Annotated in this window: 16 protein-coding genes; 2 read left to right on the top strand and 14 right to left on the bottom strand. The window is 69.1% G+C overall.

The annotated features are described in order from the left end of the window. Positions 1–14 precede the first annotated feature (14 nt). Entirely contained in the window at positions 15–269 is a 255-nt protein-coding gene (locus AAC691_RS15040) for a sulfurtransferase TusA family protein (RefSeq protein WP_323989182.1), read from the top strand. Here the strand turns inward: AAC691_RS15040 and rimI are convergent. Genes rimI through AAC691_RS15020 form a run of 4 tightly spaced genes read right to left on the bottom strand, consistent with a single transcriptional unit; the run spans position 256 to position 2,678 of the window. Next, positions 256–786 carry a ribosomal protein S18-alanine N-acetyltransferase gene (gene rimI, locus AAC691_RS15035; protein WP_408906001.1) on the bottom strand — a complete coding sequence of 177 codons (531 nt, stop codon included), beginning with the start codon at positions 784–786 and terminating at the stop codon, positions 256–258. The two genes, AAC691_RS15040 and rimI, sit on opposite strands and share 14 nt — an antisense overlap. Continuing rightward, a complete protein-coding gene (gene tsaB, locus AAC691_RS15030) occupies positions 780–1,499 on the bottom strand; it encodes a tRNA (adenosine(37)-N6)-threonylcarbamoyltransferase complex dimerization subunit type 1 TsaB (RefSeq protein WP_342627482.1) in 720 nt (239 codons plus the stop codon). The genes rimI and tsaB overlap by 7 nt, the downstream gene beginning before the upstream one ends. Before the next feature lie 13 nt (positions 1,500–1,512). After that, positions 1,513–2,097 carry a malonic semialdehyde reductase gene (locus AAC691_RS15025; RefSeq protein ID WP_342627481.1) on the bottom strand — a complete coding sequence of 195 codons (585 nt, stop codon included), beginning with the start codon at positions 2,095–2,097 and terminating at the stop codon, positions 1,513–1,515. Positions 2,098–2,114: 17 nt separating this feature from the next. After that, positions 2,115–2,678 carry a NifU family protein gene (locus AAC691_RS15020; protein WP_323989185.1) on the bottom strand — a complete coding sequence of 188 codons (564 nt, stop codon included), beginning with the start codon at positions 2,676–2,678 and terminating at the stop codon, positions 2,115–2,117. Positions 2,679–3,049: 371 nt separating this feature from the next. On the opposite strand from AAC691_RS15020, the gene AAC691_RS15015 reads away from it, so the two are divergent. Next, a complete protein-coding gene (locus tag AAC691_RS15015) occupies positions 3,050–4,078 on the top strand; it encodes a YncE family protein (RefSeq protein WP_176640886.1) in 1,029 nt (342 codons plus the stop codon). Here the strand turns inward: AAC691_RS15015 and AAC691_RS15010 are convergent. From AAC691_RS15010 to AAC691_RS14965, 10 genes are all read right to left on the bottom strand, one after another. Then, a complete protein-coding gene (locus AAC691_RS15010; protein WP_342627480.1) occupies positions 4,036–5,427 on the bottom strand; it encodes an ATP-binding protein in 1,392 nt (463 codons plus the stop codon). The genes AAC691_RS15015 and AAC691_RS15010 overlap by 43 nt on opposite strands. A gap of 5 nt (positions 5,428–5,432) precedes the next feature. After that, positions 5,433–6,215 carry a response regulator transcription factor gene (locus AAC691_RS15005; protein WP_342630237.1) on the bottom strand — a complete coding sequence of 261 codons (783 nt, stop codon included), beginning with the start codon at positions 6,213–6,215 and terminating at the stop codon, positions 5,433–5,435. 190 nt (positions 6,216–6,405) lie between these two features. Continuing rightward, on the bottom strand, positions 6,406–7,641 hold the full coding sequence (locus AAC691_RS15000; RefSeq protein WP_342627479.1) for a tetratricopeptide repeat protein: 1,236 nt from the start codon (positions 7,639–7,641) through the stop codon (positions 6,406–6,408). A 4-nt stretch (positions 7,642–7,645) separates the two neighbouring features. After that, positions 7,646–8,080, bottom strand: a complete 435-nt coding sequence (locus AAC691_RS14995; RefSeq protein WP_176640582.1) for a biopolymer transporter ExbD — start codon at positions 8,078–8,080, stop codon at positions 7,646–7,648. A gap of 148 nt (positions 8,081–8,228) precedes the next feature. After that, complete coding sequence (locus AAC691_RS14990) at positions 8,229–8,654, bottom strand: biopolymer transporter ExbD (protein ID WP_323989190.1); 426 nt, start codon at positions 8,652–8,654, stop codon at positions 8,229–8,231. Positions 8,655–8,656: 2 nt separating this feature from the next. Next, positions 8,657–9,709 carry a MotA/TolQ/ExbB proton channel family protein gene (locus tag AAC691_RS14985; RefSeq protein ID WP_342627478.1) on the bottom strand — a complete coding sequence of 351 codons (1,053 nt, stop codon included), beginning with the start codon at positions 9,707–9,709 and terminating at the stop codon, positions 8,657–8,659. A gap of 104 nt (positions 9,710–9,813) precedes the next feature. Continuing rightward, positions 9,814–10,473 carry an energy transducer TonB gene (locus AAC691_RS14980; RefSeq protein ID WP_323989192.1) on the bottom strand — a complete coding sequence of 220 codons (660 nt, stop codon included), beginning with the start codon at positions 10,471–10,473 and terminating at the stop codon, positions 9,814–9,816. Positions 10,474–11,124: 651 nt separating this feature from the next. Then, a protein-coding gene (gene prfB / locus AAC691_RS14975) for a peptide chain release factor 2 (RefSeq protein ID WP_176640893.1) occupies positions 11,125–12,256 on the bottom strand; the annotation gives its coding sequence in 2 pieces (ribosomal slippage) (positions 11,125–12,186 and positions 12,188–12,256; 1,131 coding nt in all). A gap of 80 nt (positions 12,257–12,336) precedes the next feature. Further along, the gene (locus tag AAC691_RS14970; RefSeq protein ID WP_342627477.1) at positions 12,337–15,099 is read right to left on the bottom strand and encodes a PBP1A family penicillin-binding protein; all 2,763 of its coding nucleotides are present in this window, start codon (positions 15,097–15,099) and stop codon (positions 12,337–12,339) included. Between the two features lie 306 nt (positions 15,100–15,405). After that, positions 15,406–16,293, bottom strand: coding sequence for an aldo/keto reductase (locus AAC691_RS14965; RefSeq protein ID WP_342627476.1), 888 nt, complete (start codon positions 16,291–16,293; stop codon positions 15,406–15,408). Between the last annotated feature and the right edge of the window lie 82 nt (positions 16,294–16,375).

The following is a 16,375-nucleotide window of genomic DNA, read 5'->3' as shown; positions in this document are numbered from 1 at the left end:
GCCGGGAGTGATCCGTGACCGATAGTGAAACCGCCATCCTCGATATTACCGGCGAGACCTGTCCGATGACGTTCGTCCGGACCCGCCTGGCACTGGACCGGCTGCCGGCGGGCGGGCGGCTGCGGGTGCGGCTGCGCGGCGCGGTGCCGCTGGACAACGTGACGCGGAGCGCGCGTCAGCTCGGCCACGCCGTTGCCGGCGAGACCGGAACCGGGCAGGACGGACCGGACGCCGGCATCCATGAGATCCTGATCGTCAAGGCGGGCTGAACGCCGGATGCGGCACGGGCGCGCGCGACAGGACCAGGGCGTCCGACCCGTCCGGATAATAGGCGCGCCGCCGCCCGATTTCGGCGAAGCCGGCGCCCCGGTACAGCGCCTGCGCCGCCGGATTGGCCGCCGAGACCTCGAGGAACAGCCGTGCTACCCCCCGCTGCACCGCCTGATCCGCCAGCCAGGCCAGCAGGGCGCGCCCCAGCCCCTGCCGCCGGGCGTCGCCCGCCACCGCGAGGGTCAGGATCTCGGCCTCGTCCGCCACGACGCGCCCCATGATGAAGCCGCGCGGCACGGGTGCCGCCCGGTGCCACCCCAGCCCGGCCACCACCCCCGGCATGGACAGCAGCGTCTCCATCGCCGGCGCGTCCCAGCGTTCGGCGGGGGGAAAGGCGTCCGCGTGCAGTCCGGCCAGCAGGGGGCCGCTGAAGGGGCCGGCCGCGCGGATGGTGACCGGCTCCGGCCCTGGCCCCGATCCAGGCCCTGGTCCTGATTCCGGTCCGTTGCCTAGCACGGTGCCGGACGCAGCCCGGCGGCCGGCAGTCTGGCCTCGGGCGGATCGACGTAAAGCGGCAGCACGTCCCGTGCCGGCAGGCCGGATTCGCGCCGCGCCAGCGCCGCCCGGGCGATCATCCCGCTGTCCGGCACCGTCAGGCGCGACAGGGCGATGTCGGATCGCCCGTCCCCCCGCGCGGCCAGGATGTCGGCGGCCGCGTCGCCCGCCAGCAGCAGCCGGCCCGGCGGCAGGGCGTAGTCCGCGACCGCGTGAGCCCGGACCGCGCCGTCCTGCTCGACGAAGATCCGGCCGCGCCGCGCCACCGACAGGCACAGCGCCGCGCGATCCGCCCCGGCCTCCTGCCGCAGGTCGGGCGCCATGGCCTCGCCGGACGTCACCCCCACCAGGTCGCACCCCGCCCCCAGCGCCAGGCCGTGCGCCAGCGCCAGCGCGGCCCGCAGCCCGGTGAACGAGCCCGGGCCGATCACCGCGGCGATCAGGTCCAGATCGCCAGGCCGCCAGCCGCATTCCGCCAGCAGGGCGGTACAGGCGGCGGGCATGGATTCCGCCCCGCCCCGCCCGGGCAGGACGCGCGTGGCCAACGTACGGGTGACGGCCCCGCGCGGGCCGCCACCATCGCCGCCGCCGCCGTCCCGCGTCACGCAGCCCAGCAGCGCGGCCGCCCCCGGCCCGCCGGGCGCGCCGTTCAGCACAAGGATCCGCATCGTCATGCCGGTCCGGCGGTCAGAGCATCAGGCAGGCGTCGTCGAAGGCCAGGCGCGGCGCGCGCGGCCGCTCCGGCTCGCCGTCCGCATAACCCAGGCAGACCAGGAAATTGGCCCGCCAGCCCTGTCCGGCCAGGAACGCGTCCTCGATCGCATAGGCGTCGAACCCCGAGATCGGCAGCACGTCCAGCCCCAGCGCGCGCGCGGCCAGGATCAGGTACCCGCCCTGCAGGGTGCCGTTGCGGAACGCCGTTTCCTCGGCCAGGCCGACATCGGCGGCGAACCAGGCGCGCAGGCCCGGTTCGGGATTCAGGTAGGCCAGCCGGTCGAAAAACAGCGGATCATGCGCCACGATCACGGTGACGGGCGCGGACAGCACCTTGTCCACATTGCCGGCCGACAAAGCGGGGCGCAGGCGTTCGCGATTGTCGGGCGTGCGCAGGAACACGAAGCGCGCCGGCGAGCAATTACCCGAGGTCGGACCCAGGCGGACCAGGTCGTACACGCTGCGCAGCGTCTCGTCGGAGACCGGCTCGTCGCGCCAGCGCTCGGCCGTGCGGGCCGACCGGAACAGCAGGTCCAGTCCGGACTCGTCCAGAACCATCTCGTCGGTGCTCCCGTTCAGGCGTCCACCTGCTCGACCGCGATCACTTCGGGGACGTAATGCCGCAGCATGTTCTCGACCCCGTGCTTCAGCGTGGCGCGCGAGGACGGGCAACCCGAACACGCGCCCTGCATCGTCAGGCGCACCACCCCGTCGCGGTAGCCGCGGAACACGATATCGCCGCCGTCGCCGGCCACTGCGGGCCGCACCCGCGTATCCAGCAGTTCCTTGATCTGCTTGACGATGTCTTCGTCCTCGGGCGCGATGCGCTCTTCCTCGACCGCGGCGTCGGCCTCGATCGCCGTCATGCCGGACACGAAGAAATCGACCAGCACGGCCAGGATCTGCGGCTTCAGCGCCGACCAGTCGGCCGCGTCGTCCTTGGTCACCGCCACGAAATCGCCGCCCAGAAAGACCCTGGCGACGCCCGGCTGGCCGAACAGCGCATCGGCCAGCTTCGAACGGCCGCCGACGGCGTCCGGACTGACGAATTCCGCGGTGGCCCGGCCGGGCACGATGGTGCGGCCCGGCAGGAATTTCAGCGTCGCGGGATTGGGGGTGTCTTCGGTCTCGATGAACATGGGGGCGATCGTCCGGCAGGGGGCCATGCAGGCGGATGGAAGACGGCGGACAAAGCCGCCGGCGAAAACGGACTGTGCAAATCCTGTTCGCTTCCAGATGTGCCAAGATGGCCGCCAAAACAAGCCCCGATCGCATGGCGGGCCGGTTCGGCCCCGTGTTGACTGCCGTTGTCCGCCGCGAAGATGACGAAATGGCAATGCGCGCTTGCGCGACGTCATGGCCGGAACGCGGAATCTTCCTGAAAATTCATTGACAGGCACCGTGCGGCTCTGGCCTTGCATGGAGCCCGGTCCGTGAACCATGATCCCCGGGGATTCGCCATCCGGCCGGGGCGCCCTTACGCATAGTCAGTCCGAGGCTTCGATACCAGATGACGTTCGCCCCGCTTTGCCGTTCGCTCCGCCACGCCCGTGCCGCCGGATGGCTGGTGGCGGCCTGCGCGTCGATGACGCTGCTGTCCGCCGGCGCACACGCCGAGCGCCTGGCCTTCGTCCTGAATTCGGCGGATGCGTCGGTCAGCGAATACGACATCGACACGCACCAGGAAATCCGGCGCATTCCCGTCCTGCGCGAACCGCACCACACGGCGCCCACCCCCGACGGCAAATATCTGCTGGTCGGCGACACGTCGGGCAACATGCTGTTCTTTCTGGATGCGCAGACCGGCGCGCGGGTGAAATCCATCCCCATCGCCGACCCGTACCAACTGCAATTCAGCCCGGACGGAAAATTCTTCACCGTCGCCGGGCTGGCCCGCAACCAGGTCGACATCTACGACGCGTCGGATTTCCAGCTTCTGCACCGCATCCATGTCGATGCCATGCCCAGCCATATGAATTACGCGCCTGATTCCTCGGTCGTCTATGTCAGCCTGCAGGACAGCGGCAAGCTGACGGCCATCGAGACCGCGACGGGCAAGGTGCTGTGGACCACCGATGTCGGGTCCACCCCCGCCGGCGTGCTGTGGCACAACGACCAGATCCTGGTGGGGGTCATGGGCACCGACTATGTCGCCGTCGTCGATCCGGCGACCGGGCACCTGGACCGCAAGATCGAGATGGCGCCGGGGCCGCACAACCTGTTCATCTCGCCCGACCACAAGCAGCTCTACGTCACCTGCCGCGTGTCGGGAATCATCGAGCGGCTGGACTGGAACACGCTGAACGTCGTGCAGTCCTATCGCGTGCCGGGCGGCCCGGACGACATCGTCTTCGCACCGGACGGCAAGATGTGGGCCACCCTGCGCTGGCGGCAGCATGTCGCGATCATCGACCCGGTCGCCGGGACGATCACGGAGACCATCCGCACCGGCCGCTCGCCGCACGGGATCTGGCTGAACACCAACCAGCCGTCGCTTCACCTGTCGATGGCCGACCGCCCCGTCCTGCCCACGCCCTGAGCGGCGCGCGGCAGCAGGATTTCCGCCCGCAGCCCGCCTTCCTTCCGGTTGGACAGCACGAGGCGGCCGCCCTCTCGCGCGACCTCGCGGCTGACGATCGCCAGTCCGAGCCCCAGCCCGCCCGTCGCGCGCGAGCGTGAGCCCTCGACCCGGTAGAACGGGGTCAGCACCCGCGTCAGTTCGGCCTCGGGCAGGCCGGGCCCGTCGTCATCGACGCGGATCCGCAGCCCATCTGGCTGCACCGACAGGCCGATCCGCGCCCGGCCGCCATAATTGACGGCATTGTCGATCAGATTGCCGAACACCCGCTTCATCGCCAGGGGGCGCAGCCGCGCCTGCCATTGCGCCGGACCGTCATAGGTCACGTCACGTCCCTGGTCGGCGGCATCGTCGGCCAGCGTGGCCAGGATCGACGCCAGGTCGACGACGCGCGGCGCCTCGGGGTCGTTTTCGCCGGACAGGTAGGCCAGCACGCCGCCGACCATCGCCTCCATCTCGGCCACGTCGCCCTCGATCGCGCGCTGCGCCTCCTGATCGTCCAGGAACCCGGCCCGCAGCCGCAGCCGGGCCAGCGGCGTGCGCAGATCGTGCGACACCGCGGCCAGGGCCTCGGTCCGGTCGGCGATCAGGCGGCGGATCCGGTCCTGCATGGCGTTGATCGCCCGGGCCAGGTGGCGCACTTCGCGCGGGCCCTTTTCCTCGACCGGGATCCATTGGCCCGATCCCACCCCGTCCGCGACGTCGGCCAGCGCGCGCAGCGGCATGCTGAGCGTATGGACCAGCATGGCCGCCGCCAGCAGCACCGCGCCCGCCAGGATCGCCGCCGAGGCGAGACCGCGCGTCATATGGTGGGGTTGCAGGATGTCGGGCGCCACGAAGCCGATCCGGCTGCCGTCCGGCAGGCGGAGGATCCCGCGGATGTCCGCGCTGCCGATCGTCGTCGGCGACAGGGTCAGCGCCGCGCCGCGCAGGATTTCGTGCCGCGCCGCCAGCCGGTCATGCAGGCTGCGCAGCACCTGGGGTTCGGCGCGCGTCGGCTTGTCCGTGCCCGGGGTCCGCCAGTCCAGCGTCAGATCCCCGGTCGAGAGCATGGCCGCCAGGATGGGACGCTGCGAGACCGGCGAGGCCAGCAGGACGCGGGCGTCGATCGTCAGGCGTTCGCCGATCAGTTCGAGCTGCGTGTCGTCGACCGTGTAGGTCTCGGCCGCCTCGTAGAAGACCGAACTGCCGACGAACACCAGCGCCACCGCCGCCAGCAGCACGAAGGTGACGCGGCCGACCAGCCCGCGCGGCCACAGCGTGATCCGCCGCGCCCCGGGTGATGCCGGCCCGTTCTGCGGCGCCGCCATGACGGTCAGTGGCGTTCCACCGGCGCGGTGAAGATGTAGCCCATGCCCCGCACGGTGCGGATCAGGGTTTCGGACTCGCTGCCCAGCTTGCGGCGCAGGCGGCTGACCAGCACGTCGACGCTGCGGTCCGAGACGTCGCCCAGCCGGGTGCGCGACAGTTCCAGCAGCCGGTCGCGGCCGATCACCCGCTGCGGATTGTCCAGGAAACTGACCAGCAGGTCATGTTCCGCACCGGAGATCTCGACCACCGCGCCGGACGGATCGGTCAGTTCCCGCCGCCGCAGATCCAGCGTCCAGCCGTCGAATTTCAGGACCTCGCGCCGAGGCGTCCCGCCCGGGCTGGGCGGCGCCACGCCGCGTCGCAGCACTGCGCGCACGCGCGCCAGCAATTCCTTCTGGCCGAAGGGCTTGGCCACATAATCGTCGGCCCCGAGTTCCAGCCCCAGCACGCGATCCAGTTCCTCACCCCGCGCCGAGACCATGATGATGGGCGTCTGCCGGTCCACCTGTCCGGCCGCTTCGGCGCCCGCGCTGCCCATGCCCATGCCGCCGCTGCGCAGCGACCGGCACAAATCGAGCCCGTTGCTGCCCGGCAGCATGACGTCCAGCACGATCAGGTCGGCCGGCGACGCGGCCAGGGCCGCCCACATCTCGCGCCCGTCCTGTACGCCCCGCACCCGGTAGCCGTCCCCCTGCAGCACACGCACGAGCAGGGTACGCATGCCTGGATCGTCCTCGACGACCAGGATACGGGCGGGCAGATCGGCGTCGGAATAGGTCTGGGGCATCGTCACGGGAGAGATCGGGCCTTTGGAACGCGGACTGGGCCGCTTGATTATGCGGCCTACAGGATACCGTACAAGCCGATGCGACGAAAACCATCCTCCAAAGACAAAGCCGGGCGGAGGACACCGCCCGGCTGTGCCGGCAACAGATCAGCGCATGCGGATCCATGCATGAGGATCGGCGTGAAAGCGGTCAGTGATGCGCCGACAGTTTCAGGACCCACAATTGCGCGATGGCGCGCGCGCCGTTGTCGCCGCCCACCGTCTTGAGCGTGGCGACGGCGTCCGCGTTGCGACCGGCCGCCATCTGGGCCAGGCCGTAATGCAGCCTGGCGATGTTCGGGTCCAGCGGCCCCTTCGCCAGACCCTGGCGCATGATGGCCAGTCCCTTGTCGGCCTGGCCGAACGTCACGTAATTATACCCGACGGTCAGCAGGGAATTGCCGGTCGGCGCCTGCTGCGCGGCGGCTTCGTCCGCCGCGATCGCCGCCTTGCGGTCGGACACGGCCTTTACGACCATGGCCTTCAGCCTGGCCTCGCGCGCCGCGCCGGCATCCTTGCCCAGCACGCCGCCGGCATAGCCGGCATTCATCAGGTCCAGCGCAAGCTGCGGCAGGCCGGCCTGCATCGCCAATTCGGTCATGTCCATGTAGTCGGCCGGGGCCGTCAGCACGCCCGCCGCCTGGCGGATGCGATAGACATCGAGCTGCAGCGCGGGCGACACTTTCGGGTCGACCATCAGGCCATGCAGGATCAGCGCCCAATATTCGGGCTTGGGATAATAGGACACCAGTTGGACATAGGTGTCGTTCAGGCCGGTCAGGTCCTTCTGCTGCGTCTGGCATGCGGCCAGCAACTGCAACTGGGATTCGGCGGGGGCCTTGCCGGCCTTGATCTCCTCGGCGATCTGCGCCTGCTGCACGCGCGCCGCGTTGGCATAGTCGCGCTGCAGGTAATAGGACTGGATCAGCAGCGTTTCCATCGCCGGATTGCTGCCGGCCGCCTTCAGGTAGCGCTCGATGCTGGCGACCGCGCGGGGGTAGTCCTTCGCGGTATAGGCCATGGTGGCCTCGGCCATCATCATCTGCAGCTTGGCGTCCTTGGGCGTGCGGCCGGACGCGATCAGCTTGTCATAGGCGGCGGTCGCCGCGGCCACGTTGCCCGACTGCGCCGCGACGGCGGCACGCATCTGGGTGATGGTATAGTCTTCGTACTCGCTCTTGCCCGGCACCGCCGCCGCGGCGTCGACCGCGCTCATGGCCTTGGCATAATTATGCGCGGCCAGCGCGGTCTGCGCCTGCTGCAACGGCTTGCCGACCTTCATGCTCAGCGTATCTGCCGCCGAGGCGGGCTGGACAAGGGCTGCCGAAGCGGAAAATGCAACGATCGCGCCGGCGAGACGGCCGGCGCGGAACAGACATGACGACATCAGCTCATTGTCCTTCCATGAACTGATCCTGACCTACGATACCCAGCTTGGTGATGCCAAGCCTCTGGCAATCCGCAAGGACGTGCGCCACGGTCTTGTAGTCGGCCAGGCGGTTCGGATGGATATGCATCTCGGGCTGGTCGGGCATGGCGGCGGCGGACGTGATGTGGGCCTGCAGCGACGCTTCGTCCGTGATCGGCTCGCCGTTCCAGCTGATGCTGTTATCGAAATCGATCGCCAGCGTCACGACCTTCGGCACTTCGGTCGAAGGCGGCGGATTGCCCTGCGGCAGGTCCAGCGCGACCGAATGCGTCTGCAGCGGAATGGTGATGATCAGCATGATCAGCAGCACCAACATGACGTCGATCAGCGGCGTCGTGTTGATATCGACAATGCCTTCGTCTTCGGTAGTGCCTTCGGTGCCGACACTCATGGCCATGGCGATGTACTCTCTAAAAAGCGCGGGTCAACGAACCTGCCGTCCGGACCGATCGCGGATCGGCGGCGGGATGGCGGCACCGAGGCCCTGATGTGGGATCTCCCGGAGGGCCCGGCGCCGCCTGGACGGCGCCGGGTGTCCTGTTGCCTCAATCCGAGTGCGGTTGCTCGGTAATGAAGTCCACGTGATAGATCCCGGCCTCCTGACAGGTCGCGATCACCCGCCCGACGGATTCGTACCGGGACTTGGCATCGCCGCGGATCTGGATCTGAGGCTGCGGCTTCAGCACCGCAATCTTCTCCAGCCGGTCCAGAAGGTCGGCGCGACTTTTGATCGCGACCTCGTTCCAGTAGACCTGTCCGTTCTCGGTCACGGCCAGCACCACGTTTCCGGGCTTGGTCTGCGTGGGCTGGTTGGCGTCCCGCGGCAGGGTGACCTTGATCGTATGTGTTGCGACTGGGATGGTGATCAGGAAGATGATCAGCAGCACCAGCATGACGTCGACAAGCGGAGTGGTGTTGATGGCGGACACCACCTCGTCTTCATCGCCGCCGCCTCCGACTTGCATCGCCATGTTCAGGCAACCCGGTTGGAGGTGGTGGTGGTGGTCGGCGAGCTGTCGGGACGGACCGTGATGTCCGGGGAGACGCCGTGGCGGAAGCCGCCGAGCAGGATGGACTGCAGGTCGGCCGCGAAATTGCGGACCTTGTCCATCGCGCCCTTGTTGCGGCGGACCAGCAGGTTGTAGCCCAGCACGGCCGGAACGGCGGTGCCCAGACCGATCGCGGTCATGATCAGCGATTCACCGACCGGGCCGGCGACCTTGTCGATCGACGCCTGGCCGGCGATGCCGATGGCGGTCAGGGCGTGATAGATACCCCACACGGTGCCGAACAGGCCGACGAACGGCGAGGTCGAGCCGACGGTGCCGAGGAACGCCAGGCCGCCCTGCAGGCGGGTCTGGATGGTGTCGACCGCGCGCTGGATCGACATCGAGGTCCAGCTGTGCAGGTCGATCGATTCCTGCATCGTGCCTTCGTGGTGCTCGGCGGCGACGATGCCGGTGTCGGCGATGTAGCGGAACGGCGAGGAGGGCTTCAGCGCCGCGGCGCCTTCCTGGATCGAGGACTTGGTCCAGAAGGTCTTCGCCGCTTCCTTGGCGGCCGAGAACATGCGCGCCTGCTCGAAGAACTTCGTGACCATGATGTACCACGTGCCCAGCGACATGCCGACCATGATCAGCAGGACGCCGCGCGCGATGATGTCGCCGTTGCGCCACAGCGCATCCAGGCCGTAGGGGTTGCCGGCCGGCTTGGGCGCGGCGGCTTCGACCGGCGGGGTCGCCGGAGCGGCGGGCGCCGGAGCCGAGGCGTCGGGGGCCGGAGCGGCGGCAGCCGGGGCGGCGGCGTCGGGCGTGGCCGGAGCGGCGGGCGCGGGCGCCGAAGCGTCGGCCGGGGCCGGGGTTGCGGCCGGCGCGGCGGCGGCCGGCGCCGACGCGTCAGGAGCGGGAGCGGCGGCCGGAGCGGCGGACTGTGCATCCTGGGCGACCGCAATCACGGGCGACGAGACGCTCAGAACGGCTGCGAGGGCCGACGCGGCAACGACAGGAACACGGTGCAGTCTGGTCATGTACTCCAAATCCTCTGTGGTAGATGGCCCGGTTTCCGGAACCACGGGGCCGCCCTGCTGATCGGTCGGGCGGACCCCGGTAACTCGGGTGAACTTGGTGGACTTCAGTCGTCGTTGCTGAGCCTGAAGGTGATCGTGTACGGGTGGTGGAATTCCTTGATGGGAACGCCATTCTTCACCGCGGGCTGATACCTGGCGCGGCGGACGTAATCGAGCGCCGCCTGGGCGAAGGCCTGGCCACCCTGCACGCTGGTCACGGCGCAGTTGGTGGTTTCGCCCGACGGTTCCACGTCGCACACCACGGTCACGCGGCCCTCACGATTTTCCTCGAGCATGTCCTCGGGATATTCGAGCTTGACGTTGTTGACCGGACGCGCGCCCGCCAGGTGATCGGGAACCGGCGGCCCCACGGGCGCGCTCGGCGCCGGCGGCACGGGCGGCGACGGCGGAACCGGCTTCGGCGGCGGCGTATGCGTCACCTGGCGGATCACCTGCTGCGGCGGCGGCTGGATCTGGATCTTCGGCGGCGGGATGTACGGCGGCGGCGGCTGCGTCATCACCGGCGGCGGGGGCGGCGGCGGAGGCGGCGGCGGCGGCTTGGGCTCGGTGATAATCTTGGTCTGGATAGGCGGACGCAGCTCCTGGACGATTTTCTGCCCAAGACCGTTCATCAACGCCCAGATCAGAACCACGTGCAGGAGAACAACGACAGTGATCCCGATGATATGTTTCGTCGGACTGCGTTGTTGTTCCGCGTAGTTCATGTCGAAACCTCCTCAAAACTCTCCGCGCCGGTTTCGGCACTCGACACCACAACAAGTCAGGACCACTGAAACGGCACCGGGACCGGCCCCGGGACGAACCCGGAACATGTGCCGCGGCGCGGACCGCCGACACATTTCGGACACACGAAAGCCGCATCGGAGACCATCGTCCCCTGCGTTACGACCTGGCTGGAGAGGCACCGAAATGCCTCCAAGCCCTTGAATTGGGCTATTGGCACCCCCTGATGTCAAGCAAGATATTTATCGAATTTGAATCGAGCAATTTGTCATCATTGGCCTAAAAATTGCCCACATTAACAACATGTCACAAACGGCTAAAAACTCGCGTTTTTTGAGAATGCAGCCAAGAATCTGCCATTTTTTGCGCCGTCGCTTGTTTCGGCCGCCGGACGGTCCGCCGGATTGCGCCGCCCGTTCGGCGGGCCACGAACCCGCGATCGCCCGCGATCACCCGTGATCAAATAAAAACGAAAGGGGTGGTTTCGGATCGATATCGATCCGTTCAAGGTGCGGTCGCGCAATAAATGCAAAATGGCCGGCGCCGAAACGGAAGCGTGAAAAAGGCATAAAAAAGGCGGGGACGGCCTTGGCCGTCCCCGCCCTGTACCCTGCCGGCCAGGCAATAACCGGCTACTGGGCGGCCGCGCTGGCCTCGGAGCGCGTGGCGCCGACCCGGGCGGCCAGGGCGGCCGCCATGAAATCGTCCAGGTCGCCGTCGAGCACGGCATCGGGATTGCCGCGCTCGACATTGGTCCGCAGGTCCTTGACCAACTGGTACGGCGCCAGGACGTAGGAGCGGATCTGGTGGCCCCAGCCGATATCGGTCTTCGCGGCCTCGGTCTGGGCGGCGGCGGCCTCGCGCCGCTGCAGTTCCTGTTCGTACAGCCGGGCCTTCAGCATCGTCATCGCGGTCGCGCGGTTGCGGTGCTGCGACCGGTCGGTCTGGCAGGCGACGACGATGCCGGTCGGGACGTGGGTGATGCGGATGGCCGATTCCGTCTTGTTGACGTGCTGGCCGCCGGCGCCCGAGGCCCGGAACGTGTCGACCTTCAGGTCGGACTCGTTGATCTCGATCTCGATCGAATCATCGACCACCGGATAGACCCAGACCGACGCGAACGAGGTCTGACGCCGCGCCGCCGCGTCGAAGGGCGAGATCCGCACCAGGCGATGCACCCCGGCCTCGGTCTTCAGCCAGCCATAGGCATTGGGCCCCGAGACCTGGATCGTCGCCGATTTCAATCCCGCCTGCTCGCCTTCGGAACTTTCCATCAGCGTGACCTTGTAGCCATGCTGCTCGGCCCAGCGGGTATACATGCGCAGCAGCATCTCGGCCCAGTCCTGGGCCTCGGTCCCGCCGGCGCCGGCATTGACTTCCAGATAGCAGTCATTGCCGTCGGCCTCGCCGGACAGCAGGCTCTCGGTCTCGCGCCGCTTGGCTTCCTCCGCCAGGGCGCGCAGCATCAGCACCGCGTCCTTCAGGACGCCGTCATCGCCTTCCATCTCGGCCAGCTCGACCAGGTCCAGCGCGTCGCGGACGTCGGCTTCCAGCCGCTGCACGCCTTCGACCTGGCCGGCCAGCAGCGTGCGCTCGCGCATCAGCTTCTGGGCGGCGTCCGGATCGTTCCACAGATCCGGATCCTCCGCCCGGTTGTTCAGTTCGGCCAGGCGGCCCAGGGCGACATCCCAGTCAAAGATGCCTCCTCAGCAGCGCCACCGACTGCTTGATCTGGTCGTTGAGGGATTCGCTCTCGGCAGACATGGAACGGGATCTCCGTCAGAAAAAATGGCGGCCCACCGGGGATGGAGGATGGGCCGGGCGGATATGGGCGATGCGCCGCGTCAATACAGCCCGCCCATGCCGATGTCACCCCCGCCGGCCGGTTGCGGCGGGACCTTGGGCTGTCCGGCCGTCGCCGCCGTACCCGGCACCGTCGTGCCCGGTACCGTCGTATCCGGCGCCGTGGTGCCCTGGGCTCCGGCAGTGGGTGAGGCCGCCATGTCGCTTTCGGAATCCGGCATGTTCTCGGCCCCCGTGTCGGCGGCCGTCAGCGCGCCGGTCACGTTCGCATACAGATCGGCGCTGACGCCCGGAATCTGGTCGGGCTTGAACGCGTCCACCGCCATCACCCGGCCGGTGTCGTAGCGCGCCAGCGTCACCCCCGGGGGCACCGGGAAATCCAGCCTGGGCCGGTCGGCCAGCACCGCCTTCATCACCTGGTTCCAGATCGGGCCGGCGATGTTGCCGCCGGTCTCGTTCTTGCCCAGGCTTTGCGGCGCGTCGAACCCGACCCAGACGACGGTGACGATGTCGGGCGAGAACCCCGCGAACCAGGCATCGTTGAAATCCTGGCTGGTGCCGGTCTTGCCCGCGATCGGCCGGTCGATCCCATCGCCGGCCGGCTTGCCGGTGCCCTGCCGGATCACGTCCTCCATCATGCTCAGGATCTGGAAGCTGCTTTCCGGCGAGGCGATCTGCGGTCGCGTGTCGGCCAGCAGCGGCCCGTCCGCCGGAACCGCCTCCACGCCCCCGCCGGGCACGGCGGCCGCCGGTGGCGTGGCGGGGGCGGGAGCCGGAGCATCCGGCACGACGCCAGGCGGCGTTCCAGGCGGTGTTCCGGGCGCCGCGGCCGGTGCGGCCTGCGGCGCGGCCGCCGCCAGGCCCAGGCCCGCCGGCCGCCATAGCACATGGCCGTCGCGATCCTGCACGTCGTCGATCAGGGTGGGCGTGACCAGCCGCCCGCCCGCCGCGATGGCGGCATAGGCCCCGGCCTCACGCAGGACGGTGGTTTCCACCGCGCCCAGGGCGGCGGGCAGGACGTGCGGCATGGCGTCGACCAGGTGCAGCCTGATCGCCATGTCGGCCACCGACTTCATGCCGATATGCGCCGCCAGGCGGATCGTCACCAGGTTGCGCGATTCCCGCAGCGCGTCATGCAGCGTCGTTGGGCCCCAGAAATCCTTCTCGTAATTGTTCGGGTGCCAGCTTCCGTACGAGACGGGCGAGTCGTCGAATTTCTGCGACGGCGAGATCCCCTGCTCCATCGCCGTCAGATAGACGAACGGCTTGAAGGACGATCCGGGCTGGCGCAGCGCCTGGGTGGCGCGGTTGAACTGCGACGCGTTGAACGACCAGCCGCCGACCATCGCCAGCACCCGGCCGCTATGCACGTCCATCGTCACCAGCGCGCCCTCGACATGCGGGATCTGCCGCAGGGCGACCCCGCCGCCGTCGGCCTGGGGTTCGATCAGCACCAGGTCGCCCGCGCGCGGCAGGCGGAAACGCCGGGCCCATGCCAGGTCGCGGGCCAGCAGCCGGCCGGTGCGCGGCGTGGGCTGGGCGGGCAATCCGTCCAGCCAGCCGACCTCGCCCGTCGCCGGCGACAGCACCACCGCCAGGCGCCAGGCATTCAGCATGCCCGGGGGCGGGGCGGCGTGGACCAGGGCGCCCTGCCAGTCGCCGGTCACCGTCGCGCGGGCGACGGCGACATCGTCCAGATGGCCGACCGGCCCGCGCCAGCCGCCATGCGCGCGGTCATAGGCCATCAGCCCGTCGCGCACCGCCTTGGTCGCGATCTGCTGCAGGTGCGGATCCAGGCTGGTGTGCACCGCCAGCCCGCCCTGCATCGTCATGTCCTGGCCGTAGCGCTCGATCAACTGGCGGCGCACCTCTTCGGCGAACCATTCCGAACCCGGGACCGGCCCGGGCCGGACGAAGGATTGCGGCATCAGCGGCTCGGCCTGCGCGGCGCGGGCCTCGTCCCAGGTGATCGCCCCGACCTCGGCCATGCGCTGCAGCACGAAATCGCGGCGTTCCTTGGCCTGCTCGGGATAGCGGTACGGATTATAGTTGGTCGGCGATTTCGGCAGCCCCCCCAGGAAGGCGGCCTGCGCGATGTCCAGTTGGTCCAGCGGCTTGTTGAAATAGGTCTGGGCCGCCGCCCCCACGCCATAGGCCCCGGCCCCCAGATAGATCTCGTTCAGATAGATCTCCAGGATCTTGTCCTTGGACAGGGTCTGCTCGATGCGGATCGCCAGCAGGGCTTCCTTGGCCTTGCGCGCGAGCGACACGGCGTTCGAGCCCAGCAGCATGACGCGCGCCACCTGCTGCGTGATGGTCGAGGCGCCGAGCGGACGCCGCCCCTTGCGCATCGTCAGATCGGTCAGCGCGGCCCGGGCGATCGCGAACGGATCGACGCCGCCATGGCTGTAGAATTTCTGGTCCTCGACCGCGATGAAGGCGTTCTTCACCCGGTCCGGGATGGCGGCATAGGGCACGAAGATCCGGCGTTCCGCCGCCAGTTCCGCCATCACCCGGTCGTCGCCGGAATAAAGGCGGCTCATCACCGGGGGCTGATAGGTCCGCAGCCCGTCCACGGTCGGCAGGTCGGCCACCAACTGCTCGTATTTCGTCCATACCGCCAGGCTGCCGGCCGCGACGACCAGCAGCAGCAGCGCCAGGCCGCCCCCCAGCAGGCGCCGTACCAGGCGATAGCGCGGCCGGCGCGGCCCGCCGGACCCGCCCAGGCCGAACCCCCGCGCGCGGGGGGCCGCGCCGGGCGGACCGCCGGCGGCGTCGCCACCGGCGCGCGAGGTCACGAGCATCCGGCCGTCATGGCCTGATCCATGAGGGCCTGATCCATTAGGAAAATTCATCCGAGGTCCAACGGGGCAATGTGCAACAGGGCCTGATCCATCACGGCGCGCCGCCGGCGGGCACCGGCCGGGGCGCTGTCCCGATGTTCTGCCTTCGCGGTCCGCATGCGGATTTCAGAGAGAAGCAGTCCACCAGGATACTGTTTTAACCTGTTTTAACTTGTGTCCATTTCGGCCCCGCAATCCGGGGCCCTGCGGTTGCGGGACACTAGCACCGTCCCGCGCCCGCGTCGCCCCTTGCCGTGCCGGCGGGTATCACGACCCGGACAGCCTGCGCCACTCGGCGCGGCCTTCCTGGTCCAGATGGGCGAAGGTGGCGTCGTCCAGCGTCAGCCCGGCGGCGGCGACGTTCTCGTCGACATGGTCGGGGCTGCCGGTGCCGGGGATCGGCAGCATCACCGGCGCGCGGCGCAGCAGCCAGGCCAGCGCGACCTGCCCGGTGGTCGCCCCCAGATCCCGCGCCACCCGGGTCAGCGCGCCATGGGCGTGGGCCAGGCCGCCCGCGGCCAGCGGCGCCCAGGGGATGAAGCCGATATCGTGCGCGACGCAATAGTCCAGCACGTCCTCGGACAGCCGGTTGACCAGGTTATAGCGGTTCTGCACCGTCGCGACCGGGAAGAAGCGGCGGGCGCGCTCGATCATCTCGACCGACACTTCCGACAGGCCGACATGGCGGATCAGTCCTTCCTGCCGCATCTCGGCGATCGCCTGGAACTGCGTTTCGGGCGGGCAGTCGGGACCCACGCGATGCAACTGCCACAGATCGATCCGCGCCACGCCCAGGCGGCGCATGCTCATGAGCACGCATTGCCGCAGATAGTCGGGATTGCCGACCGGCCGCCAGACATTGGGCCCGTGACGGGTGTGGCCGCCCTTGGTGGCGATCACCAGCCCGTCATACGGATACAGCGCCGCCCGGATCAGGTCCTCGCTGACATAGGGGCCGTAGCTGTCGGCGGTGTCGATCAGGGTGACGCCGCACGCCGCCGCGCGGCGCAGCGTGGCCAGCGCCCGCGCGCGGTCCGGGGGATCGCCCCAGATGCCGGGGCCGGTGATCCGCATGGCGCCGAAGCCCATGCGCGCCACCGGAAGGTCGCCGCCGATCGGGAACAGGCCCGCCTGCCTGGCGTCGGGATGGGACATGCACGACCTCCTCGCTCGGGGATGACCGGAACCGCGTCCAGCCGTAGGAACAGAAGATGGCAGCAGCAAGGCAGGTCCGGCC

This window comes from Nguyenibacter vanlangensis (assembly GCF_038719015.1).
GTDB classification, from domain to species: domain Bacteria; phylum Pseudomonadota; class Alphaproteobacteria; order Acetobacterales; family Acetobacteraceae; genus Gluconacetobacter; species Gluconacetobacter vanlangensis.
Note: the sequence above shows the minus strand (reverse complement) of the source record. Positions and strands in the feature narration are given on the sequence as shown.

What these genes read in the sequence shown, in the direction of transcription:
- tsaB (WP_342627482.1), bottom strand. Translation starts at nt 1,499, where the DNA reads ATGACGATGCGGATCCTTGTGCTGAACGGCGCGCCCGGCGGGCCGGGG.
- AAC691_RS15025 (WP_342627481.1), bottom strand. Translation starts at nt 2,097, where the DNA reads ATGGTTCTGGACGAGTCCGGACTGGACCTGCTGTTCCGGTCGGCCCGC.
- AAC691_RS15020 (WP_323989185.1), bottom strand. Translation starts at nt 2,678, where the DNA reads ATGTTCATCGAGACCGAAGACACCCCCAATCCCGCGACGCTGAAATTC.
- AAC691_RS15015 (WP_176640886.1), top strand. Translation starts at nt 3,050, where the DNA reads ATGACGTTCGCCCCGCTTTGCCGTTCGCTCCGCCACGCCCGTGCCGCC.
- AAC691_RS15010 (WP_342627480.1), bottom strand. Translation starts at nt 5,427, where the DNA reads ATGGCGGCGCCGCAGAACGGGCCGGCATCACCCGGGGCGCGGCGGATC.
- AAC691_RS15005 (WP_342630237.1), bottom strand. Translation starts at nt 6,215, where the DNA reads ATGCCCCAGACCTATTCCGACGCCGATCTGCCCGCCCGTATCCTGGTC.
- AAC691_RS15000 (WP_342627479.1), bottom strand. Translation starts at nt 7,641, where the DNA reads ATGTCGTCATGTCTGTTCCGCGCCGGCCGTCTCGCCGGCGCGATCGTT.
- AAC691_RS14995 (WP_176640582.1), bottom strand. Translation starts at nt 8,080, where the DNA reads ATGGCCATGAGTGTCGGCACCGAAGGCACTACCGAAGACGAAGGCATT.
- AAC691_RS14990 (WP_323989190.1), bottom strand. Translation starts at nt 8,654, where the DNA reads ATGGCGATGCAAGTCGGAGGCGGCGGCGATGAAGACGAGGTGGTGTCC.
- AAC691_RS14985 (WP_342627478.1), bottom strand. Translation starts at nt 9,709, where the DNA reads ATGACCAGACTGCACCGTGTTCCTGTCGTTGCCGCGTCGGCCCTCGCA.
- AAC691_RS14980 (WP_323989192.1), bottom strand. Translation starts at nt 10,473, where the DNA reads ATGAACTACGCGGAACAACAACGCAGTCCGACGAAACATATCATCGGG.
- AAC691_RS14970 (WP_342627477.1), bottom strand. Translation starts at nt 15,099, where the DNA reads ATGCTCGTGACCTCGCGCGCCGGTGGCGACGCCGCCGGCGGTCCGCCC.
- AAC691_RS14965 (WP_342627476.1), bottom strand. Translation starts at nt 16,293, where the DNA reads ATGTCCCATCCCGACGCCAGGCAGGCGGGCCTGTTCCCGATCGGCGGC.